Origin of the sequence: Citrobacter sp. Cb031, from assembly GCF_030336725.1 — a bacterium.
Lineage (GTDB): Bacteria > Pseudomonadota > Gammaproteobacteria > Enterobacterales > Enterobacteriaceae > Citrobacter > Citrobacter braakii.
The window spans coordinates 131,181-153,425 of record NZ_JAOWDA010000019.1 but is presented as its reverse complement, the minus strand read 5'-3'; the positions used below and the strand labels follow the sequence as shown (position 1 = coordinate 153,425).

The following is a 22,245-nucleotide window of genomic DNA, read 5'->3' as shown; positions in this document are numbered from 1 at the left end:
TCATATGTGTATTTATTGTGCCGCCGCATACAACGCGATAATGTCGGCCTGCGTGGCGGTGCGTGGGTTACTGCGAATACAAATATCCTCCAGCGCGGCGTGAGCCCATGCGCTGTAATGCTCGGGCTTCGCCCCAACGTCAGAGAGTCGTTTGGTCTGGCCCACTTCGCTAATCAACTCGCTGACGGCGTTGATGGCATCGCGATCGTCCGACTTCTTGTTGGTTAGCGCCCGTCCGATATGGCTGAAACGCTCACGACACACCATGCGGTTGAAACCCATTACTGTGGGCAGCAGCATGGCGTTAGCCTGTCCATGTGGAATGTGCAGCGTCGCACCCGGCTGGTGCGCCATCGCGTGACACAGGCCCAGCCCTGCGCTGGAAAACGCCATCCCGGCCATACAGGAAGCCAGTAGCATGCTTTCTCGCGCCGCCAGATCCTGACCATAGCCAACGGCCTTCGGCAGCGATTTACCTATCATCGCAATCGCGCCAATCGCCAGACTGTCGGTAAACGGCGTCGCGTTCAGAGCGCTATACGCTTCAACAGCGTGCGTCAGCGCATCGATCCCGGTCATCGCCGTTACGTGTGCGGGCACACCTTCCGTCAGCGCGGCGTCAAGAATCGCCACATCCGGCATCAGGGTTGCGTGGGCCAGCACTTTTTTAAGCCCGGTCGCGGCGTCGATAATCACCGTGACATTAGTGGTTTCTGAACCCGTTCCGGCGGTAGTCGGTACGGCAATCAGCGGCAGACGCGGGCGTAACGCGCTGCTCTCGTCCATGTCAGCCAGCGTCTGGGTGGGATTGGTCACCAGCAACGCCACAGCCTTTGCGGCATCCAATACGGAACCGCCACCAAAGGCCACTACGCCATCGCACTTCGATTCACGCAGTTGCGCGACCGCCGCGCAGACGTCCGTAATGCACGGTTCGCCCACCGGACATGGCCACAGCGTCATCGCCACGCCTTTCATCGCCAGGCTGCGTTCCAGTGCGGCGGTCATCCCCGCCTGGTGCAGGAAACTGTCGACCATGACGAACATATGCGTCAGGCCGCGCGTTTGTGCTTCCTGTCCGCAGGTACTGAGCGCTCCCAGTCCACACAACGTAACCGGTGGAACGCTAAACGTTTTTACGCGTTGCAGATTCAGGGTATCGAATGCCTGAAAGAGCGCGGTCTGCAATTCAGCTTGCATAGATTCCTTCCGCTTTTTCTTTTCCGCTATTTGCAATCGCCAGCGGGGTCATAAACAGGCTGTGCTGGGGTAAATGCACCTGCAGTTCCGGGAAACGCTTACGAAACAGTTCATCAACGCCCGGCTGCATACAGGAACCACCGGCCAGCCATAAATCTGCCACGCCCTGTCCGGCAATATGGTGAGCCACAATTTCCGCCATTTTTTCGTAGACCGGCTTAACCACCGGCCAAATTTCTTTACCGTTGCTGCGTTTGTACTGCTCCGCCTCTTCCAACTGGATGCGACGGTTCCCGGCAAGCGTCAGAGAAATGTGGTGCCCGCCGGTCGCTTCATCGGCGGAGTAAGTCACCTTGCCTCGCTTCACAATCGCAATCCCGGTGGTACCGCCACCGATATCCACCACGCCAGCGTTATCAAGCTGCAACAGGTCTGCCACCGCGGTCGGTTCGTCGAGCACATGACTGACTTCAAGCCCGGCAGATTCCAGCACGTTGATCGAGATCCGTGGGTCAGTTCCCGGTGGAAACGAGGTTGCCGCGTGGGTAAAGCGGCAACCCAACTGTTGTTCGAGCGTATCGAGATGGCGACGAACGATGGTCACCGCACCGAAGAAATCCCAGACGATGCCATCGCGCACGACGTCGGCCCAGTCCAGGCAAACTGCAACCGGCTGTCCGTCACTGTCGACAACCATCGACACCACATCACACGTCCCCAAATCCACGCCCAGCCACAGCGGTGAATCGCTCTTTACGGGCGTCTGGTTACATAGCGTTGCCGCTTTTAGCAATCTGGGTGTCAGCCAACGTTGTTCGTCGTGCGCCATGTCGTTCACTCCTTATACAATTCTGAAGGCATCCACCAACACACAGCGACGCAGACGCACAAACGTGCGTGCGCTGGTCACCCCTTCCCCGGTTGGCGTGGTAATGGTCATCGTGGTCCAGCCTTCGCCGCCGAGTCCAAGACCGGCAATGCACGGTCCGTTCTTAACGAAAATGCTGGTATCAATGGCGTTTGCCATGCGGTTCATGTTGTCGATATTGCGCGAGTGCATCGCCGCCGTATGGTGACAGCCGCCTTCAAGCTTAACCGCCAGTTCAATGGCCTCATCGACGTTGGCGACCCGCACGACCGGCAGAACCGGCATCATCAGTTCGGTTACGGCAAACGGGTGAGTCGCAGAGGTTTCGACGAACAACAGCCGGGTTTGCTCCGGTACGTTCAGACCAATCGCCGCAGCGATTTTTCCTGCGTCGCGGCCTACCCAGTCACGACTGACCGTGCCTTTACCGCGTTCATCGACATTTTTAAGCAGCACCGGTTGCAGCTGTTCGGCCTGAGCCGTGGTCAGCTTGACTGCATGCTGGCTTTCCATCAGACGCATCAGCTCATCAGCGACGCTATCGACCACGATCAGCACTTTTTCGTCGGCGCAGATAATGTTGTTGTCAAACGAAGCGCCTTTGACGATCGACTGGGCTGCGCGTGCCAGATCAGCCGTTTCATCAACCACCACCGGCGGATTTCCCGCACCGGCGGCAATCAGACGTTTGTTGGTGTGCTTACGCGCGGCATCCACTACGGCTTCACCGCCGGTCACCACCAGCAGGCCGATGCCTGGGTACTTAAACAGACGCTGGGCGGTTTCGATATCCGGATTGGCCACGGTAACCAGCAGGTTTGCCGGTCCGCCTGCAGCAACTACCGCCTGGTTAAGCAGAGTGATAGCGCGCTGAGACACGCCCTTGGCAGCCGGATGCGGTGCGAAGACCACGCTGTTGCCAGCCGCAATCAGGCTGATGGCGTTGTTAATAACGGTCGCAGCCGGGTTGGTGGACGGTGTCACCGAGGCCACCACGCCCCACGGCGCGTTTTCAATCAGCGTCAGGCCGTTATCACCGGTCAGAACCTGTGGAGACAGGCATTCCACGCCCGGCGTGGCGCGTGCCTGCGCCACATTTTTGGCAAATTTATCTTCAACGCGTCCCATGCCGGTTTCTGTGACGGCAAGTTCCGCTAATTCTCGGGCATGTTTTTCGCCCGCCTCACGTAGAGCCGTGATAGCCAGTTGGCGCATGGCAACGCTTTTCAGCCCTTGCTGGGCCAGTTTTGCTGCCGCCACTGCGTCATCCAGGGAGGCAAAAACGCCCATTTCTTGAACGGCACTGACGGGTTGGCTGCTGTCTTTCATTTTCAGCAGCACCGCTTTCACGACCTGTTCAATATCCTGTTGATTCATGATTTTCTGCCTTATTTATGGAAGATCACCTGACCACCTGCCACCACTTCATCAACAATGCCAATCACGCACAGATCGACAGGTGATGATTCGTTACGGTGCGCCTGACGGGCTGAGCTTCCGCTGACCAGCAGCACCCACTCTCCGGTTCCCGCCCCAATGCTGTCGATAGCAACAGCACATTGCCCGTCGGGATTTCCGCAGGCATCAATCATTTCCACCATCAGCAACTTGTCGTGCGCGAGCCCCTGATGGCGTACGGTACAAACAATTTGTCCTGTGACGATTGCCAGTTTCATACGCGCCTCCGTGGCATATTTCAGGTAAAACCTCCCCCTACCCTCCGCAGAAGGTAATGTGAAAAGGAGAGAGGGTGACGCCAGCAATGAAGTCTGTGGCGTCACATGGACGACTTACATGTCGTTGCTGTCGCCTTTAAAGCTGATCGGGAACACTTCTTCCAGATCGCCATGCGGACGCGGGATTACGTGTACGGAAACCAGCTCACCAATACGCTGTGCAGCAGCAGCACCAGCATCCGTTGCGGCTTTACATGCCGCTACGTCGCCACGGACCATTGCAGTAACCAGACCGCCGCCGATCTGCTTCACGCCGACCAGTTTCACGCGTGCCGCTTTAACCATTGCGTCAGAAGCCTCAATCAGTGCAACCAGGCCCCGGGTTTCAATCATTCCTAATGCTTCCATTGTGTTTTCCTCTCATTAAGGGGTCCAGAACGGGACCTAAACAACCAGTGTGTGTGAGGCGTTTTCACGACTCATGTCAGTCTGACGCGGCACTGCTGCCACCAACGCCAGTTCGATAATTTCCTGTACGCTACAGCCGCGAGAGAGGTCATGAAGCGGTGCGGCAAGCCCTTGGATCAACGGACCTACGGCACGATACCCTCCCAGACGCTGGGCGATTTTGTAGCCAATATTGCCTGCCTCCAGCGATGGGAAGACCATCACATTGGCATTGCCCTTTAACGGACTGGCGGGCGCTTTTTGCGCGGCGACATCCGGAACAAAGGCGGCATCAAATTGCAGTTCCCCATCCACGGTAAGCTGCGGGGCGCGCTCACGAACGATCTCCGTAGCCTGCTGCACGTTAGCGACGTTAGGATGACGAGCGCTGCCTTGACTTGAAAACGACAGCATGGCCACGCGCGGTTCTTCACCGGTGATCGCCTGCCATGTCTGCGCGCTGGCAATCGCAATATCCGCCAGCTGCGCGGCTGTGGGCTGCGGCACGACGCTGCAATCGGCAAACCCTAATGACGGCCCGAGGTACTGCGGCAGCATCAGGAAAATTGACGACAGCGTTTTACAGCCTGGCTGTAACCCAATAATGCGTAACCCAGCGCGCAGCACGTTTGCTGTCGACGACAAATTGCCCGCAATACAGACGTCAGCTTTACCCGCGCTAACCATAGCGGCGGCGAACATCAGCGGATCGTTGAGTTTTTCCAGCGCATCTGCAGGCGTTTTATCTCCCGCGCGGGCCAGCCAGCGCAGCGCAAACTCTTCACGCATGGACTGGTTGCTTTGCGGGTCGATAACCTGAATGCCATCCATCGCCACCCGATGGCTGAGGGCAAACTGGCGCAGCGCAAACGGACTGGCGACGAGAACAGGATGTGCCAGACCGTGCTGATGCAGGTAATTTGCCGCTTTCAACACCCGAACATCCAGCGCATCCGGGAACACCACCCGTGCAGGTGAGCGCTGGGCGAGTTGACGAGCACGTTCAATGATCATTGCTTCTCCCCCAGTCGCTGTTGAATTTGGCTAACCGTCAGTGGATGCTTCGCTACGCTCAGTATCATCATCACGTAGACCGTACTGGAAAGGCGATTGAGCGCCTGCATGATGTCCGGTCGCATTACGTCAAAACTACGGGTGATGAATACCTGGGCCGCCACCGTCTCCGTTTCACGAACTTTGGTACGCAGCAGATTAAGCAACGCGCAATCACGGCCATGACTGGCTTCAGGCACCAGATGGTCGTGGTCCAGATAGCGCAGCGGCTGATGCGAAAGCCGGTGTAAATCTTCGTCGCTTAAACCGACGATAGCTTGTGCTGCCAGCGGCTCGTCGATAGCGTCGGCGCGCATAATGTTGCCCAGACGCGAACGGATATCCGCCAGCCATGGCTGCCACGGTTCCGCCAGCTCTATCTGCAACCACACGGCCAGGGCGATGGTGCTGTCCAGCGCGGCGCGAAATCCCAGGCGCGGGTCACTTTTAGCGACCATCTTGTCCGCTGTCAGATGCGTCAGCGTGTCTGCTTTCTTCACCACCGGTTGATGACACAGTTCGCAACTGGCCTGTGGATGCGTATCGCTGCTGGTTAAACCATGCACCGGCTGCGGCTGCTGTTCTTCGTCATCAATAAACAGGCTGCCCTGCTCGTCGATATACTTAATACGCAGATGTCGGCTTTCCAGTAATTCCCGGGCAGATGGCGTCAGGCGAGCGTCAGCGGGGAGATGAATTTCAGCCCCTTCGCTGAGCGTATGATTCGCTCTGAGCCATGCTTCGGTAATGAAATCCTTCATACATCCGCCTTAGCAGGACTGCCAGTTCGCAGGCCAGGCCACATACAGAAATTTCACCGTCGATGGCGTACCAAATTCGATGCTGGAGCCTTTCGGGATAAACATCACGTCCCCGGCTTTAGCAATCATGGTTTCGCCTTCGTGGCGAACGTGCAGCTCGCCTTCCAGAATCATGTCGATTTCGTCGTAGTTCAGCGTCCATGGGAAAAAAGCGTTATCCCACTGCATGAACCCGGCGGCCATGCTGCTACCGTCCTGGTCGGTCACCAGATCGGTTAAACCCACGCAGTGCGGCTGTGCGCCGTCAAAACGACCAAACTTCACGCTGCTGCCGTCGATGACTTTGACGCCGCCTTTGCCGGTCACAGAGTTAAAGCTCGGCTGCATTCCGCCCTGCTCCAGCGACTGTTTCTCCTTCATGACTTTGTCCATCAGTTGGGCGACCAGGCTTTCGGTAAACTGCCCTTCCGGTAACTGCGCAATGATGGTTTCGCGAATGCGCTGGCTTTCCGTTTTGCCATCATTCACCGCAGCCGGTGCAGCAGCAGCGGTTGGCGCGGATTCATCGCATTCACTGATGGTGACGCCCAGCAGCTCCGCAACTTCGCGCGCCTCCGGGGTGATGATGCTGGCGCGCAGAACAACCGACACTTCCTGTTCGCCGCGTGCGTGGGCCGCACGAATATCGTTAGCTGTGATGAGTTTTTTCACCTGCCCTTTCCTCCTTTTGGCTGAGCTCAGTCAGATAATCCACCAGGTGCTGCACGCTGCGCGGGTCATGGCTGTTGAGTTCGAAAATCGGCTCCTGGAACCCTATCCCGCGAAGTAGTTGTCGCGTTGCGGCGACGTCGGCATCCGGCATGTCCGTTTTGCTGATAACGGCGATTTGTCGTTTACTGGCGCCGATATCCAACAGCCCGGCAGGTAAGCGACTTTCTTTATCATTTGCCGCGTGTATATAAATCAACGTATCAACATCCTGCAGCGTGGTAATTAAGGCGTGATACCAGCGCGGATGGCTAAAATATTCTCCTGGCGTGTCGATATCGCCATTTTCATTAAACTCCACGGCCTGTGTTTTTCTGGCGAGGGAATAATTTCCCTGTAGCGCATTAAAGAGCGTTGTTTTCCCCGCCCCCACCGTACCGACAAACGCAATACGTTTCATCGCCGCCTCTGATTAACTTTTTGTCAGGTTGCACAAAGTGAAATTTAATAACCGACCCAGACCGCTTACCGTCTGTAATAACGCTTCTTCTACCGCGCCTACCGAGCCGTAGATGACCAGCGCACCGCTGAATCGATCGAGAAAGCCGATATGTACATCTGCCGCCTTCATAGCTAAGTCACCGGCAATCATGGCGGTTTCGCCTGGCGTCAGCGTCATGATGCCGATAGCGCCCGCTTCGGGAACGCCGATCTTTTTCGCCAGTTCCTCGCCGGGGTGCGCAATGAGATGCGCCAGCGTAACCTGTTTCCCCGGCACAAATTCCTGAATAATGCGTTCTTTTTCCATTGCTCACCGCCTCCGCTAAAACTGCCCTCATCGTGGCAATTTTTTGTCAGAGTAAATAACAAAATTCGGCAACCATGTTTAAAAGGTGAAGTGGATCACTAAGAAAGGGGAAATAAAAAGGCGCGGGAGAAACCCGCGCCGGAAATAAATTAAAGTGAAATTACAGCGGCTGAGTTTGGGCTTCTACAACCGCCAGCGCCACCATATTAACGATACGACGAACAGAAGCGATCGGCGTTAATACGTGAACCGGTTTCGCAACCCCCATCAGCACCGGGCCGACCGTTACGCCTTCAGAGCTGGAAACGCGTAGTAAGTTGTAACTAATACGGGCAGCTTCCATATTCGGCATCACCAGAATATTCGCTGAGCCTTTCAGCGGACTGTCCGGCATGCGGTCATGACGGATGCTTTCCACCAGCGCGGCATCGCCGTGCATTTCGCCATCAATCATCAACTCTGGCGCACGCGCCTTAATCAGCTCCAGCGCTTCGCGCATTTTGCTGGCCGAGGGACAGTTAGATGAGCCAAAGTTGGAGTGCGACAGCAGCGCTACCTTCGGTTCGATACCAAAGCGACGCACGGTTTCTGCCGCCATCACGGCGATTTCCGCCAGTTGCTCCGGCGTAGGATCGTCGTTAACGTAGGTATCGGCGATAAAGGTGTTACCGCTTGGCAGCAGCAAGGCGTTCATCGCCCCGGCAGTATGCACACCATCGCGATGACCAAACACCTCTTTCACCACGCTGAAGTGCTCATGGTAGTCGCCTATCGTACCGCAGATCATTGCATCCGCTTCGCCGCGCTGCACCATGATCGCGCCGATCACCGTGGTGTTGGCAATTACCGCACGCTGCGCCTGCTCCTGGGTAATACCACGACGTTTCATAATCTGGTAGTACTCGCTCCAGTACTCTTTAAAGCGCGGATCTGACTCATTGTTGACGATCTCAAAATCGACGCCCGCTTTGATCTGCAGACCCAGTTTCTGGATACGCATTTCGATAACGCTCGGACGACCGATCAGGATCGGTTTCGCCAGACCTAAAGTGATCAGCTCCTGCGTGGCATGCAGTACACGCGCCTCTTCCCCTTCAGTCAGCACCACGCGCTTCGGCGCTTTGCGCGCCAGAGAGAAAATCGGCTTCATGAACAGGTTGGTTTTGTAGACGAATTCGGTCAGCTTATCGATGTAAGCGTCAAAGTCGGCAATCGGACGCGTTGCCACACCGGAATCCATCGCCGCCTTCGCCACCGCAGGGGCGATTTTGACGATCAGACGCGGGTCGAACGGTTTCGGAATGATGTATTCCGGCCCGAAGCTCAGGTCCTGGTCGCCATAGGCGGAGGCCACCACTTCGCTCTGCTCGGCGTGCGCCAGCTCAGCAATGGCGTGTACCGCAGCCAGTTTCATCTCTTCGTTGATGGCGGTAGCACCGACGTCCAGCGCGCCGCGGAAGATGAATGGGAAGCACAGGACGTTGTTAACCTGGTTCGGGTAGTCGGAACGGCCGGTGCAAATGATGGCGTCAGAACGCACCTCTTTCGCCAGCGGCGGCAGGATTTCCGGTTCCGGGTTGGCGAGGGCCAGGATCATTGGCGCACGCGCCATCTTCTTAACCATTTCCTGTGTCAGCACTTTCGGACCCGAGCAACCGAGGAAAATGTCCGCGCCGTCAATGACATCATCCAGCGTACGCTTACCGTCATCCACCACTGCGTAAGCCGCTTTGGTTTCCGCCATGTTTGGTTCACGATCTTTGTAAATCACCCCTTTGGAGTCACAGACCACAATGTTGTGTTTCTGCATACCCAGCGCCACCAGCAGGTTCATACAGGCAATCGCCGCCGCACCTGCACCGGACACCACCATGCGCACATCAGAGATATTTTTCTCAACCACCCGCAGACCGTTAAGGATTGCGGCAGTACTGATGATTGCCGTACCGTGCTGGTCATCGTGGAATACCGGAATATTCATGCGCTCACGGAGTTTTTGCTCAATGTAGAAGCACTCCGGCGCTTTGATATCTTCGAGGTTAATGCCGCCAAACGTTGGTTCAAGCGCCGCTACCACGTTGATAAATTTATCCGGATCGAGTTCATCAACTTCGATGTCGAACACGTCAATCCCGGCGAATTTCTTAAACAGAACGCCTTTACCTTCCATCACTGGTTTACCGGCCAGCGCGCCAATATTACCCAGGCCCAGAACCGCAGTACCGTTGGAAATAACCGCAACCAGGTTGCCGCGTGCGGTGTATTTGTAGGCTGCCAGCGGGTCCTTTTCAATTTCAAGACACGGTGCAGCCACGCCCGGCGAGTAGGCCAACGCGAGGTCGCGCTGGGTTGCCAGAGGCTTGGTCGGAGAAACCTGGATTTTACCGGGTACCGGAAATTCGTGGAAATCGAGGGCGCTTTGTTTTAACTGGTCATCCATCTTGTTGTTCCTTTCACGTATCTATCAAAAAAGTGGCGCGGGTAACCATTCTACTGAGCCGCACATTATCACCTCAGTCAACGGCACAAACTTTGAAGGTCCCCATACTCTCACCATTCAAAGAAAGAATTTGTTATCAATTTATAACATCTATGTTACCTGCTTAAGCCAGCAATACCATGCTTGTCTGCTATGCTTTTTGCTGACAACGCCCGCAATTATCTCAAAAGTGTGAATCACAACACGCATCTAACACTTTACTTTTCAAGGAGTATTTCCTATGACCCGTAAAGAGCTTGCCAATGCCATTCGTGCGCTAAGTATGGATGCCGTCCAAAAAGCTAACTCTGGCCACCCTGGAGCACCAATGGGGATGGCCGATATCGCCGAAGTACTGTGGAACGATTTCCTGCGCCATAACCCGTCCGATCCCACCTGGTACGATCGTGACCGGTTTATTTTATCCAATGGCCACGCCTCAATGCTGCTTTACAGCCTGTTGCATCTTTCCGGCTACAACCTGCCGCTCGAAGAGTTAAAGAACTTCCGCCAGCTCCATTCGAAGACACCAGGACACCCGGAAATTGGCTATACGCCGGGCGTGGAGACCACCACCGGACCGTTGGGTCAGGGTTTAGCCAACGCTGTTGGAATGGCGATTGCAGAACGCACGCTGGCGGCGCAGTTTAACCAGCCAGACCACGAGATTGTTAATCACTATACCTGGGTCTTTATGGGCGACGGCTGTCTGATGGAGGGCATTTCTCACGAAGTGTGCTCGCTGGCGGGCACCCTGGGACTTGGCAAACTCATCGGCTTTTACGATCACAACGGCATCTCAATTGATGGCGAAACCGACGGCTGGTTTACCGACGATACCGCGAAACGCTTTGAGGCCTATCACTGGCATGTAGTGCACGAGATTGACGGTCATGACCCTGAGGCGGTGAAAAAAGCGATTCAGGAAGCACAGGCCGTTACCGATAAACCGTCGCTGATTATCTGCCGCACGGTGATTGGTTTTGGTTCACCGAATAAAGCCGGGAAAGAGGAAGCGCACGGCGCTGCGCTGGGTGAAGAAGAAGTGGCGCTGACCCGGCAGAAGTTGGGGTGGCATCATCCTGCCTTTGAAATCCCCAAAGAGATTTACCGGGCGTGGGACGCTCGTGAAAAAGGCGAGAAAGCCCAACAGAGCTGGAATGAGAAATTCGCCGCTTATCGACATGCGCATCCGGATCTGGCGGCAGAGTTTACCCGCCGGATGAGCGGTGGACTGCCGGAAGAGTGGGAAGAAACGACCCAGAAATATATCACCGAGCTGCAGGCCAATCCGGCCAAAATCGCCACCCGTAAGGCCTCGCAAAATACCCTGAACGCCTACGGGCCGATACTGCCTGAGCTGCTTGGCGGTTCGGCGGATCTGGCGCCCAGCAACCTGACCATCTGGAAAGGCTCCACTTCTCTTAAAGAGGATCATGCAGGAAATTACATCCACTACGGCGTGCGGGAATTTGGCATGACCGCGATTGCCAACGGTATCGCTCACCACGGGGGCTTCGTACCGTACACCGCAACGTTCCTGATGTTTGTCGAATATGCCCGTAATGCCGCACGCATGGCGGCGCTGATGAAAGCCCGACAAATCATGGTTTATACTCACGACTCGATTGGCCTTGGGGAAGATGGTCCCACGCACCAGGCCGTCGAACAGCTCGCCAGCCTGCGTCTGACGCCTAATTTCAGCACCTGGCGACCCTGCGATCAGGTTGAAGCGGCGGTAGGCTGGAAGCTGGCGGTCGAACGCCATGACGGGCCAACGGCGCTGATCCTCTCGCGGCAAAATCTGGCGCAGGTTGAGCGGACCCCTGAGCAAGTGCAGCAGATTGCCCGCGGCGGCTATGTGCTGAAGGATGGTGGTGGTAAGCCGGATGTTATTCTGATTGCTACCGGTTCAGAAATGGAAATCACGCTGCTGGCGGCGGAAAAACTGACCGGTGAAGGTCGTAACGTGCGAGTGGTTTCTCTGCCCTCAACCGATATCTTCGACGCCCAGGATGAAGCGTATCGGGAATCGGTCCTCCCCTCAAACGTCAGCGCGCGCGTGGCGGTAGAAGCAGGAATTGCCGACTACTGGTACAAATATGTTGGGCTGAAAGGGGCGATTGTCGGTATGACGGGTTATGGGGAGTCGGCTCCGGCAGACAAGCTGTTCCCGTTCTTCGGCTTTACGGTGGATAACATTGTCGACAAAGCGCATAAGGTGCTTAACGTGTGATCCACAGCGTGGGCCAGGCATCTGGCCCATGCCAGTTATCGCAGCTTGGCTCTTGGGCATAGCGCACCAGACGAAAACGCTGGCCGTCGTAGCGCCAGCGGGTCTGGATACCGCAATCTGCCAACCCTCGTCCTTTAGCGAGGGTTACCAGCTCGCGCGACTTCTCATCAAACGTGGCGTTGGTCAGCTCCATATCGCGACTTTCCGCATCCGTTTTAAAAGGCAGGCTTAGCCGTACCGCCCGTGACGTCAACGGGGTAGTACGTGAAACCACCCACGCCAGATCGATGGTGTTATATGCCCCGGCTTCACAGCCGATCATCAGCAGCGCTTTATCATCCGTTAGGGCCGTGACGCGCATCTCGCGACGCAGCGGATCGATCGAACAGCGAATACCGTTGATCCGCCAGTTACCGTAATCCAGCAATTCACTGCGCTCTTGTTGCGTGAGAGGCGTTGGCGTTGGGTTAATCACAGCCACGCCTTTTAAAGCGGGAGCGGGAGGCACGCTGAGCGGAGGCTCGTCGCCTTTTTCGATCCATGCGGTTTCGCTGCCGACCCGTTTTTGCTGGGCGTCGATAAAAAGCAGCGCGGCTTTTAGCCCGACCAGGGACAGGTTTTGCGCCCCTTTTTGCAGGGTTATCGCCTTCGCGTCCTGTACGGTTGTTAAAAATGCGCTGATGGTGGCCGGATCATCGGTCATCAGTTGCCAGGGGGTAATACGCCAGTGTTCACCGCGAAGCGGGAGCGCTGAGCCATCCAGTAGCAGACGTGGCGCAATATCGCTCTCTTTGGCTGTGGGCGATTCCAGCCCACCCAGTTCAATACGCAACACGGCGTCGGTATGTGCCCCGGCACTGCGGCTCAAGGTCATGACCAGGCCGTGATGTTCTCCGGTATTGCGCGCCACGCAAAAGTTTTGGTTATTGCACGTCACCTGCCAGTCAGAAAACGTCTGTTGCGCGGGCGCGGCCCACAGCAAACGGACGGGTAACAACCCGAGCAGGAAAAGTAAAATAACGCGATAGCGCATGGACGGTACAACCCCGAAGTCAAAACACACAGCCTAAGCGGTATCTTCCTTGCGCGACTGATGTGGCTCAATAAGAATCGTCGGATTGGCCGAAAATTTGTAAAGAAATATAAATCCCGCGCATTAGTCCATGAGATGCGACGACTGCAAATAGTTCAGCAATAGCACCGTCTTACCGTCACGGATTTCACCCGTTTTAATCATTTCCAGCGCCTGGGTGAACGGTAGCTCCAGAACCTCAATATCTTCATCTTCCACACCTCCGCCCGCATTTGCCCGCTGGCTGTCGCTGTATTGCGCAATAAAGAAATGAATTATCTCCGTCACGCCGCCCGGCGACATATAGAGCTCAAACAGCTTACGCACTTCCCCCACTTCAAAGCCGGTCTCTTCAATGGCCTCTTTCCGAATGCACGCTTCCGGTTCGTCGTTATCCAGCAGCCCGGCGCAGGTTTCAATCAGTTGACCGCTTTCATTACCATTGACCCAGGTGGCGACGCGAAACTGGCGGATGAGCACCACCGTTTTCTTCTCTGGGTTATACAGCAGGATAGTGGCGCCGTTGCCGCGATCGTAAACCTCGCGTTTGTGACGAATCACCTCTCCATTGCTACGGGTCAGGTCATAGGTGATATTGCGCAGGATGAAGTAGTTATCGGAAAGGACTTTATCTTTGATGAGGGTAATTTTTTGCGACATACCGGCTCCACAGCAAGAAGTGAGAAATAATACTACGCCGTGAAACCGGGTTTGTCTTGGTGCAATGTCGGCCTGATAAGCGAAGCGCCATCAGGCAATTATGCGGCACAGAGCCGGATAGCAACGCTAACGCGCCTTATCCGGCCTTCTTAGCGACTTAGTGAGATTTGACTGATTTTACGCCCAGCCAGTCGACGATCCCCTGGGCGGCATGCCGTCCTTCCGCCATCGCCGTAACCACCAGATCCGCACCGCGTACCGCGTCACCACCGGCGAAGATTTTCGGGTTGCTGGTTTGATAACGGTATGCGCTTTCAACATTGGCGGCAATGCGCCCCCAGTTATCGACCTTAACCCCATGCGTCTCCAGCCACGGCATGCCATGTGGGTGAAAACCAAACGCCATGATCACCGCATCTGCGGGCATGACAAACTCACTCCCGGCGAGGGGAACCGGGCGACGACGCCCCTGCGCGTCCGGCTCGCCAAGCTGGGTACGTAAAAAACGCACGCCGCTGACTCGCCCATCATCATGCAACACCAGCTCAACCGGCTGGACGTTAAACTCGAAGTTCGCCCCCTCTTCCCGGGCGTTCTTCACCTCTTTTTTCGAACCGGGCATGTTGGCTTCATCACGACGATAAGCGCAGGTCACCTGGCGTGCGCCATGACGCAGCGCGGTACGCACGCAGTCCATTGCCGTATCGCCTCCGCCCAGTACAACCACGTTCAGTCCGGCGGTATCGATGAACGGCTCTTCAGGCAGTTCATCCAGCCCCATCACCTGTTTGGTGTTGGCAATCAGGAACGGTAACGCGTCATAAACGCCAGGCGCGTCTTCATTCGGCAGATCCGCCTTCATGGAACGATAGGTTCCTACGCCCACGAACACGGCATCGTAATCCTCCAGCAGCGCCGACAGCGCCACATCCTTACCCACTTCACAGTTAAGTTCGAAATGAATACCCATGGCGCTGAAGATTTCACGGCGGCGGGCCAGCAGCGATTTGTCCAGCTTGAAGGCCGGAATGCCGAACGTCAGCAAACCGCCGATTTCAGGGTGGCGATCGTATACGGTGGCGCTGACTCCGCTGCGCGCCAGCACATCCGCGCAGGCCAGACCCGCCGGACCCGCGCCGATGATAGCAACGCGCTTATCCACTTTCTGCACGTGGCTTAAGTCCGGTCGCCATCCTTTGCTCAGGGCCCGATCAGAGATGTAACGCTCAATATTTCCGATAGTGACCGCCCCATGCTCGCTACGCACCGTACATGCCCCTTCGCAAAGTCGGTCCTGCGGACATACGCGGCCGGTCACTTCCGGCAGGCAGTTGGTCTGGTGAGAAAGCTCAACCGCCGCATCGATATTCCCGGCTTTGACCAGTTCAATCCACTGCGGAATATGGTTATGCAATGGGCAGGTCCATTCGCAAATACTGTGGTCGCCGCATTTCAGGCAGCGGGACGCTTCTCGTTCCGCCTGCGCCGTACGAAACGGCAGATAGATCTCCTCAAAGCTGGTTTTACGGGCCTCAATTGCCAGCTTATCCGGCTCACCACGCGCAGGCGTCGCCTGCATTTGCTCACGTTTGGTAATTGCATGCGAAACGAAATCGGTGGCGTTGGCATGCCAGGGCTGGCTTTCCAGACTGGCGGTGCGTAGCCTGCGCGCTTTTGACAGACCAGTAAGCGAATTTTCCGTCACCAGTTGTAACGCTTGCGCCGGACAGTTCTCTACGCAGGCGGGTCCCTGTTCGCGTCCCTGACACAAATCGCATTTGTGCGCAGTGGCTTTCACCTTCCCTTTAGCGACAGGAGTGAGTACGATCTGCATCGTGCCGAAAGGACAAGCAACGACGCACGATTTACAGCCAATACACTTTTTCGGGTTCACCTGAACGCTGTCGTTATCATGGCTGATTGCCCCGTTCGGGCAACTTCTGGCGCAGGGCGCATCTTCACAGTGATGGCAGGTTACCGCACTGCGCTGCTGCTGATGCTTGATGACGGTAATTCGGGGCTGGAAATGCCGTTGACTCAGGACATGCTGCTCGCCATTGTGAGCCATGACGCAGGCGACCTCACAGGCATGGCATCCCAGGCACTGCTGGCTATTAACCATAATAAAACGATTCATGGCTTCCTTCTTTTTTGGTTGCAAAAACCTTATTCTTTATATGAGTGTTGTTATTAACCGACACGGAAGGAAGCGGCAATGTTCATTTGCCCAGGAAGCACAACTATTTATCCAGAACCTGTGGCAGATCAATTTATTTCATCGCATATGAAATTGCGTTTCAGTTACCATCCAGTTTCATGGCGTTTTATTAACATTTATCAAATACACCGCATCGTTCGGGCTGTTTTAAGGCGCGACGTGTATTGTGTGAGGATGCACAAGTGACGGTAAAGCGTCCGGTCTCGGCCAGTCTGGCTAAAGCTTTTTTCTACATAGTGCTGTTGTCGATTCTCTCAACGGGTATTGCGCTGCTCACGCTGACCAGCAGCTTACGAGATGCCGAAGCCATCAACGTGGCTGGCTCATTGCGCATGCAAAGTTACCGTCTGGGTTACGATCTGCAAAGCCAAAGTCCGCAGCTTAACGCTCACCGCCAGCTTTTCCAGCAGGCGCTAAATTCGCCAGCACTACAGAACCTGAACGCGTGGTACGTGCCTCAAGCGGTAAAAAGTCGCTATGGACGTCTACATGCAAACTGGCTGGAAATGAACGCCCGTCTGATCGATGGCGATTTAAATTGGTACCAGAGCAATATCAATAACTATGTCGATCAAATCGATCTCTTCGTGCTGGCGCTGCAGCATTATGCCGAACGCAAAGTGATGCTGGTTTTTGGTATTTCACTGGCGGGCGGGATCGGCATTTTCACCCTCGTTTTCTTTACCTTACGGCGTATTCGCCAGCAGGTGGTGCGTCCGCTGAATAAGCTGGTGGTGGCCAGCCAGCACATTGAACACGGTCAGTTTGACATCCCGTCGCTGGATACTGATTTGCCCAACGAACTCGGGTTGTTGGGCAAGACCTTCAGCCAGATGTCGAGTGAATTACACAAGCTGTACCGCTCACTGGAAGCGTCTGTCGCTGAGAAGACCCACGATCTCCACGAAGCTAATCGTCGTCTGGAAGTGTTGTATCAGTGCTCTCAGGCGTTAAATACCAGTCAGATTGATGTGTACTGCTTCCGCCATATTTTACAGATCGTCCGCGAGCATGACGCCGCCTATTTCCTGGAACTCACCGTCGGAGATAACTGGCGAATTAGCGAAGGCGCAAAAAGCCCCGAGCTGCCGATGCAGATCCTGCCGGTCACCATGCAGGAAACCGTCTACGGTGAACTGCACTGGCAAAGCCCGAACGTCAATGCTTCTACCCCTCTGCTCAACAGCGTCTCCTCGATGCTGGGTCGCGGGTTGTACTTCAACCAGGCGCAAAAACATTTTCAGCAGCTGTTATTAATGGAGGAACGGGCGACGATTGCGCGCGAGCTGCACGACTCGCTGGCGCAAGTGCTCTCTTATTTACGCATTCAGCTCACGCTGCTGAAGCGTTCGATTCCCGAAGATAACGCCCCAGCGCAAAGCATTATGGCGGATTTCTCTCAGGCGCTGAACGACGCCTACCGCCAGCTACGCGAACTGCTCACCACCTTCCGCCTGACTTTACAGCAGGCCGATCTCCCCTCCGCCCTGCATGAAATGCTGGAAACGCTGCAAAATCAGACCTCGGCTAAACTGACGCTTGATTGCCGGTTACCGACCCTGGCGCTGGACGCGCAAATGCAGGTGCATCTGCTGCAGATCGTCCGTGAAGCGGTGCTGAACGCGATTAAACATGCCAGCGCAACCGAAATTGCCGTCAGTTGCGTGACCGCGCCGGATGGTAATCACACGGTTTATATTCGCGATAACGGCATCGGCATTGGCGAGCCTCATGAGCCTTCGGGGCACTATGGGTTAAATATTATGCGCGAGCGGGCGGAAAGGCTGAGCGGCACGCTGACTTTCTCTCAACCCTCCGGAGGGGGAACGCTGGTGAGTATCAGTTTTCGTTCGGCAGAATCCGACGGAGAGCTAACGTAAAGAACCGCAAAGCGCCGTCGGTTCTCGATCCAGGCCTGACGGCGTTGGCACGAAAGGTATGCTGTAAACGGGCATGATAATTTACATTATCTTCTTTTTTTCTCCACGTTTGCCCCGTACCTTGCCGCTAAAGTGAAGCAATTCACACCCATAACGATACGCAGAAACACGAGGTCCCCTTTTAATGGCGAATTTTTTCATCGATCGCCCCATTTTTGCCTGGGTGTTAGCAATCCTGTTGTGCCTGACAGGAGCCCTGGCTATTTTTTCGCTGCCCGTTGAGCAATACCCCGATCTGGCACCGCCAAACGTGCGGGTAACCGCGAACTACCCTGGCGCGTCCGCACAAACCCTGGAAAATACCGTCACCCAGGTTATCGAGCAGAACATGACCGGTCTCGATAATCTGATGTACATGTCGTCGCAGAGCAGCGGGACAGGCCAGGCGTCAGTTACGCTGAGCTTCCTCGCGGGAACCGATCCTGATGAAGCCGTCCAGCAGGTGCAAAACCAGCTGCAATCGGCAATGCGTAAGCTGCCGCAGGCGGTACAAAATCAAGGGGTCACGGTGCGCAAGACCGGTGACACCAATATTCTGACCATCGCCTTCGTCTCCACCGATGGCTCAATGGATAAGCAGGACATCGCCGACTACGTCGCCAGTAATATCCAGGATCCGCTCAGTCGTATAAACGGCGTGGGCGATATTGACGCCTACGGTTCACAATATTCCATGCGTATCTGGCTCGACCCGGTCAAACTTAACAGCTTCCAGATGACCGCTAAAGATGTGACCGATGCTATCGAGTCACAAAATGCGCAGATTGCCGTCGGGCAACTTGGCGGCACGCCTTCGGTGGACAAACAAGCGCTGAATGCGACGATCAACGCCCAGTCGCTGCTACAGACTCCGGATGAATTCCGCGCGATTACGCTACGCGTCAACCAGGACGGCTCAGAAGTTAAACTGGGAGATGTGGCGACGGTCGAAATGGGTGCGGAAAAGTACGACTATCTCAGCCGCTTCAACGGCCACCCGGCTTCCGGTCTGGGGGTAAAACTGGCCTCCGGTGCCAATGAAATGGCAACGGCGGAGCTGGTTATCGACCGCCTGAACGAGCTCTCACAGTATTTTCCGCACGGGCTGGAATACAAGGTGGCGTATGAAACTACCTCCTTTGTCAAAGCCTCAATCATCGACGTGGTGAAAACACTGCTGGAAGCGATCGCGCTGGTATTCCTTGTGATGTACCTGTTCCTGCAAAACTTCCGCGCCACGCTGATCCCTACAATCGCCGTTCCCGTCGTCCTGATGGGTACTTTTTCCGTGCTCTACGCCTTTGGCTACAGCGTTAACACCCTGACGATGTTTGCGATGGTGCTGGCGATCGGCCTGCTGGTCGATGATGCCATTGTGGTGGTGGAAAACGTCGAGCGTATTATGAGTGAGGAAGGCCTCTCGCCGCGGGAAGCGACGCGGAAATCGATGGGGCAAATCCAGGGCGCGCTGGTCGGTATCGCCATGGTGCTGTCGGCGGTGTTTATCCCGATGGCCTTCTTCGGCGGCACTACCGGGGCTATTTACCGCCAGTTCTCGATTACCATCGTCTCCGCAATGGTTCTTTCAGTTCTGGTGGCGATGATCCTCACCCCTGCCCTGTGCGCCACTCTGCTCAAACCGCTACATAAAGGCGAGCATCACGGGCAAACCGGTTTCTTTGGCTGGTTTAACCGGATGTTTAACCGCAACGCCGAACGCTACGAAAAAGGCGTCGCCTGGATCCTGCACCGCAGCCTGCGCTGGATACTGATTTACGGCCTGCTGCTCGGTGGTATGGTTTTCCTGTTCCTGCGCCTGCCAACCTCCTTCCTGCCGCTCGAAGACCGCGGCATGTTTACCACCTCGATACAGTTGCCCAGCGGCTCGACCCAGCAGCAAACATTGAAAGTAGTTGAGGAAGTGGAGAAGTATTACTTCACCCATGAGAAAGACAACATTACGTCGGTCTTTTCCACGGTCGGTTCCGGCCCTGGCGGGAACGGTCAAAACGTGGCGCGGATGTTTGTCCGCTTAAAAGACTGGGATGATCGCGACACCACCACCGGAACCTCTTTCGCCATCATCGAGCGCGCGACCAAAGCCTTTAATAAGATTAAGGAAGCCCGCGTCTTCGCCAGCAGCCCTCCGGCGATTAGCGGTCTCGGGAGCTCTGCCGGTTTCGATATGGAGCTGCAAGATCACGCCGGTGCGGGCCATGATGCGTTAATGGCCGCGCGCGACAAGCTGATTGAGCTGGCCGGGAAAGACGCGTCTCTGACACGTGTTCGTCATAATGGTCTGGACGACAGCCCGCAGTTGCAAATTGATATCGATCAGCGCAAAGCCCAGGCACTGGGCGTTTCCATTGATGACATCAACGACACCTTGCAAACGGCCTGGGGCTCCAGCTACGTCAATGACTTTATGGACCGGGGTCGCGTGAAGAAGGTTTACGTGCAGGCGGCGGCAAAATATCGCATGCTCCCGGACGACATCAATCTGTGGTACGTCCGCAATAATAGCGGCGGCATGGTGCCTTTCTCGGCCTTTGCCACGTCGCGCTGGGAAACGGGTTCACCGCGTCTGGAACGCTATAACGGCTACTCCGCCGTCGAGATTGTTGGCGAAGCCGCTCCCGGCGTCAGTACTGGTACGGCGATGGACATTATGGAATCGCTGGTCCACCAGTTGCCGACCGGATTCGGCCTCGAATGGACCGCGATGTCTTACCAGGAACGGCTCTCGGGCTCTCAGGCGCCAGCTCTGTACGCCATTTCTTTGCTGGTGGTGTTCCTGTGTCTGGCGGCGTTGTACGAAAGCTGGTCGGTTCCCTTCTCCGTCATGCTGGTTGTACCGCTGGGGGTCATTGGCGCGCTGCTCGCTACCTGGATGCGCGGTCTGGAAAACGACGTGTACTTTCAGGTCGGGTTACTCACCGTTATCGGGCTTTCGGCGAAGAACGCAATATTGATTGTTGAATTCGCCAATGAGATGAACGAGAAAGGTCACGACTTGCTCGACGCCACGCTGCATGCCTGTCGCCAACGCTTACGCCCAATTCTGATGACGTCACTGGCGTTTATCTTTGGGGTGTTGCCGATGACCATCAGCAGTGGCGCAGGTTCCGGCGGTCAGCATGCGGTGGGGACTGGCGTAATGGGCGGGATGATTTCAGCCACTGTCCTGGCGATTTACTTCGTTCCTCTGTTCTTTGTGCTGGTACGCAGACGTTTCCCGTTGAAGCCACGCCCAGAATAATCGGACACAAAAAAGGCGACTTACGTTGAGTCGCCTTTTATTATCCTTTGCAGGATATGAATTTCTTCCAGAAAATTATTTACGAAGCATCACTTCGATAAAGTCTTTCCAGTTCCCCAGTTCACGTTCAATCATAACAACCTCTCTTATTATTATGGGCATTCTACGAAATCATCATCATAAAAAGAAGATCATTTAACCAATGGTTGCGATTACATCCTCCAGTGTTCGGGGGTATATGTAATCACTATGCGCTAACCCCATAAATTTTATGTGACTTACTGCAATATTTTGAAATATTCATACATCATCTACGACTTTGGCAATTCTGATGGAAAAACAGGCTGATGCAAACAGGCAAAATCTGATTTTCAGTTCCCCGTGAATTTTGGAACTTTCAGGAATCATTATTCACCATTCAACAACAATGTTATATTTTTCTATAACGGTTCGATGACAATATGTATTATTCATGTTTATAGAACACGAGAATAAATATTCAAATTACGTCAATAAGGATTCAAATGATCACCCTCTACGGCATTAAGAATTGCGATACGATTAAAAAAGCCAGACGCTGGCTGGAAGACAATGGGGTCGACTACCGCTTCCATGATTATCGCGTCGACGGCCTGGACAACGCGTTATTACACGCCTTTATCAGCGAATTAGGTTGGGAGGCGCTGCTCAATACACGTGGAACCACCTGGCGCAAACTGGATGAAGCCACACGTAACCAAATCACCGATGCGTCCTCTGCTGCTGCATTGATGATTGAAATGCCTGCAATTATCAAACGCCCATTGCTCTGCGCGCCGGGTAAGCCTATGCTGCTTGGCTTTAGTGAATCCAGTTATACGCAGTTTTTTAATGAGGTATAG

Annotated in this window: 19 protein-coding genes; 4 read left to right on the top strand and 15 right to left on the bottom strand. The window is 55.1% G+C overall.

Annotated elements, in window-relative coordinates; all coding sequences use genetic code 11:
* Window positions 1-12: 12 nt before the first annotated feature.
* The 11 genes from eutG to maeB form a co-directional block, all read right to left on the bottom strand.
* Window positions 13-1,200 carry an ethanolamine utilization ethanol dehydrogenase EutG gene (gene eutG, locus OGV93_RS01955; RefSeq protein WP_016153951.1) on the bottom strand — a complete coding sequence of 396 codons (1,188 nt, stop codon included), beginning with the start codon at window positions 1,198-1,200 and terminating at the stop codon, window positions 13-15.
* On the bottom strand, window positions 1,190-2,029 hold the full coding sequence (gene eutJ / locus OGV93_RS01950) for an ethanolamine utilization protein EutJ (RefSeq protein WP_016153952.1): 840 nt from the start codon (window positions 2,027-2,029) through the stop codon (window positions 1,190-1,192). The genes eutG and eutJ overlap by 11 nt, the downstream gene beginning before the upstream one ends.
* A 12-nt stretch (window positions 2,030-2,041) precedes the next feature.
* Window positions 2,042-3,445 (bottom strand): aldehyde dehydrogenase family protein, encoded by a 1,404-nt coding sequence (locus OGV93_RS01945; RefSeq protein WP_016153953.1) that lies wholly within the window; start codon window positions 3,443-3,445, stop codon window positions 2,042-2,044.
* Between the two features lie 11 nt (window positions 3,446-3,456).
* Window positions 3,457-3,744 (bottom strand): ethanolamine utilization microcompartment protein EutN, encoded by a 288-nt coding sequence (gene eutN, locus OGV93_RS01940; protein WP_016153954.1) that lies wholly within the window; start codon window positions 3,742-3,744, stop codon window positions 3,457-3,459.
* Between the two features lie 114 nt (window positions 3,745-3,858).
* Entirely contained in the window at window positions 3,859-4,152 is a 294-nt protein-coding gene (gene eutM / locus OGV93_RS01935; RefSeq protein WP_003835054.1) for an ethanolamine utilization microcompartment protein EutM, read from the bottom strand.
* Between the two features lie 36 nt (window positions 4,153-4,188).
* Window positions 4,189-5,205, bottom strand: coding sequence for a phosphate acetyltransferase (gene pta / locus OGV93_RS01930; protein WP_137351739.1), 1,017 nt, complete (start codon window positions 5,203-5,205; stop codon window positions 4,189-4,191).
* A complete protein-coding gene (eutT, locus tag OGV93_RS01925) occupies window positions 5,202-6,005 on the bottom strand; it encodes an ethanolamine utilization cob(I)yrinic acid a,c-diamide adenosyltransferase EutT (RefSeq protein ID WP_046275200.1) in 804 nt (267 codons plus the stop codon). The genes pta and eutT overlap by 4 nt, the downstream gene beginning before the upstream one ends.
* A 9-nt stretch (window positions 6,006-6,014) precedes the next feature.
* Complete coding sequence (gene eutQ, locus OGV93_RS01920; RefSeq protein WP_019077359.1) at window positions 6,015-6,716, bottom strand: ethanolamine utilization acetate kinase EutQ; 702 nt, start codon at window positions 6,714-6,716, stop codon at window positions 6,015-6,017.
* Window positions 6,694-7,173 carry an ethanolamine utilization acetate kinase EutP gene (gene eutP, locus OGV93_RS01915; protein WP_016153958.1) on the bottom strand — a complete coding sequence of 160 codons (480 nt, stop codon included), beginning with the start codon at window positions 7,171-7,173 and terminating at the stop codon, window positions 6,694-6,696. The genes eutQ and eutP overlap by 23 nt, the downstream gene beginning before the upstream one ends.
* Window positions 7,174-7,185: 12 nt before the next feature.
* Window positions 7,186-7,521 carry an ethanolamine utilization microcompartment protein EutS gene (eutS, locus tag OGV93_RS01910; protein ID WP_003037995.1) on the bottom strand — a complete coding sequence of 112 codons (336 nt, stop codon included), beginning with the start codon at window positions 7,519-7,521 and terminating at the stop codon, window positions 7,186-7,188.
* Between the two features lie 160 nt (window positions 7,522-7,681).
* Window positions 7,682-9,961, bottom strand: a complete 2,280-nt coding sequence (gene maeB / locus OGV93_RS01905) for an NADP-dependent oxaloacetate-decarboxylating malate dehydrogenase (RefSeq protein WP_016153959.1) — start codon at window positions 9,959-9,961, stop codon at window positions 7,682-7,684.
* 280 nt (window positions 9,962-10,241) lie between these two features.
* Between maeB and tkt the strand changes: the two genes are divergently transcribed.
* A complete protein-coding gene (gene tkt, locus OGV93_RS01900; protein ID WP_016157105.1) occupies window positions 10,242-12,236 on the top strand; it encodes a transketolase in 1,995 nt (664 codons plus the stop codon).
* Here the strand turns inward: tkt and OGV93_RS01895 are convergent.
* From OGV93_RS01895 to aegA, 3 genes are all read right to left on the bottom strand, one after another.
* Window positions 12,226-13,269, bottom strand: a complete 1,044-nt coding sequence (locus OGV93_RS01895; protein ID WP_029139621.1) for a DUF1176 domain-containing protein — start codon at window positions 13,267-13,269, stop codon at window positions 12,226-12,228. The two genes, tkt and OGV93_RS01895, sit on opposite strands and share 11 nt — an antisense overlap.
* A 123-nt stretch (window positions 13,270-13,392) precedes the next feature.
* Window positions 13,393-13,968, bottom strand: a complete 576-nt coding sequence (gene nudK / locus OGV93_RS01890; RefSeq protein WP_016157107.1) for a GDP-mannose pyrophosphatase NudK — start codon at window positions 13,966-13,968, stop codon at window positions 13,393-13,395.
* Between the two features lie 157 nt (window positions 13,969-14,125).
* A complete protein-coding gene (gene aegA / locus OGV93_RS01885; RefSeq protein ID WP_049270080.1) occupies window positions 14,126-16,105 on the bottom strand; it encodes a formate-dependent uric acid utilization protein AegA in 1,980 nt (659 codons plus the stop codon).
* A 263-nt stretch (window positions 16,106-16,368) separates the two neighbouring features.
* Here aegA and narQ point away from each other — a divergent pair, with 263 nt between their 5' ends.
* Both narQ and acrD read left to right on the top strand, forming a co-directional pair.
* On the top strand, window positions 16,369-18,066 hold the full coding sequence (narQ, locus tag OGV93_RS01880; RefSeq protein WP_016157109.1) for a nitrate/nitrite two-component system sensor histidine kinase NarQ: 1,698 nt from the start codon (window positions 16,369-16,371) through the stop codon (window positions 18,064-18,066).
* Window positions 18,067-18,250: 184 nt separating this feature from the next.
* Window positions 18,251-21,364 carry a multidrug efflux RND transporter permease AcrD gene (gene acrD, locus OGV93_RS01875; RefSeq protein WP_287109325.1) on the top strand — a complete coding sequence of 1,038 codons (3,114 nt, stop codon included), beginning with the start codon at window positions 18,251-18,253 and terminating at the stop codon, window positions 21,362-21,364.
* Window positions 21,365-21,439: 75 nt separating this feature from the next.
* On the opposite strand, the gene ypfM is transcribed toward acrD, so the two are convergent.
* Window positions 21,440-21,499: a protein YpfM gene (gene ypfM, locus OGV93_RS01870; RefSeq protein WP_001386977.1), complete on the bottom strand. Its 60-nt coding sequence runs from the start codon at window positions 21,497-21,499 to the stop codon at window positions 21,440-21,442.
* Between the two features lie 389 nt (window positions 21,500-21,888).
* On the opposite strand from ypfM, the gene OGV93_RS01865 reads away from it, so the two are divergent.
* On the top strand, window positions 21,889-22,245 hold the full coding sequence (locus OGV93_RS01865) for an ArsC family reductase (RefSeq protein ID WP_016153966.1): 357 nt from the start codon (window positions 21,889-21,891) through the stop codon (window positions 22,243-22,245).

Coding starts and splice junctions, on each gene's coding strand:
- pta (WP_137351739.1), bottom strand. CDS start 5,205: ATGATCATTGAACGTGCTCGTCAACTCGCCCAGCGCTCACCTGCACGG.
- eutJ (WP_016153952.1), bottom strand. CDS start 2,029: ATGGCGCACGACGAACAACGTTGGCTGACACCCAGATTGCTAAAAGCG.
- aegA (WP_049270080.1), bottom strand. CDS start 16,105: ATGAATCGTTTTATTATGGTTAATAGCCAGCAGTGCCTGGGATGCCAT.
- acrD (WP_287109325.1), top strand. CDS start 18,251: ATGGCGAATTTTTTCATCGATCGCCCCATTTTTGCCTGGGTGTTAGCA.
- eutP (WP_016153958.1), bottom strand. CDS start 7,173: ATGAAACGTATTGCGTTTGTCGGTACGGTGGGGGCGGGGAAAACAACG.
- eutT (WP_046275200.1), bottom strand. CDS start 6,005: ATGAAGGATTTCATTACCGAAGCATGGCTCAGAGCGAATCATACGCTC.
- maeB (WP_016153959.1), bottom strand. CDS start 9,961: ATGGATGACCAGTTAAAACAAAGCGCCCTCGATTTCCACGAATTTCCG.
- eutN (WP_016153954.1), bottom strand. CDS start 3,744: ATGAAACTGGCAATCGTCACAGGACAAATTGTTTGTACCGTACGCCAT.
- eutS (WP_003037995.1), bottom strand. CDS start 7,521: ATGGAAAAAGAACGCATTATTCAGGAATTTGTGCCGGGGAAACAGGTT.
- OGV93_RS01945 (WP_016153953.1), bottom strand. CDS start 3,445: ATGAATCAACAGGATATTGAACAGGTCGTGAAAGCGGTGCTGCTGAAA.
- tkt (WP_016157105.1), top strand. CDS start 10,242: ATGACCCGTAAAGAGCTTGCCAATGCCATTCGTGCGCTAAGTATGGAT.
- nudK (WP_016157107.1), bottom strand. CDS start 13,968: ATGTCGCAAAAAATTACCCTCATCAAAGATAAAGTCCTTTCCGATAAC.
- OGV93_RS01865 (WP_016153966.1), top strand. CDS start 21,889: ATGATCACCCTCTACGGCATTAAGAATTGCGATACGATTAAAAAAGCC.
- eutM (WP_003835054.1), bottom strand. CDS start 4,152: ATGGAAGCATTAGGAATGATTGAAACCCGGGGCCTGGTTGCACTGATT.
- eutG (WP_016153951.1), bottom strand. CDS start 1,200: ATGCAAGCTGAATTGCAGACCGCGCTCTTTCAGGCATTCGATACCCTG.
- OGV93_RS01895 (WP_029139621.1), bottom strand. CDS start 13,269: ATGCGCTATCGCGTTATTTTACTTTTCCTGCTCGGGTTGTTACCCGTC.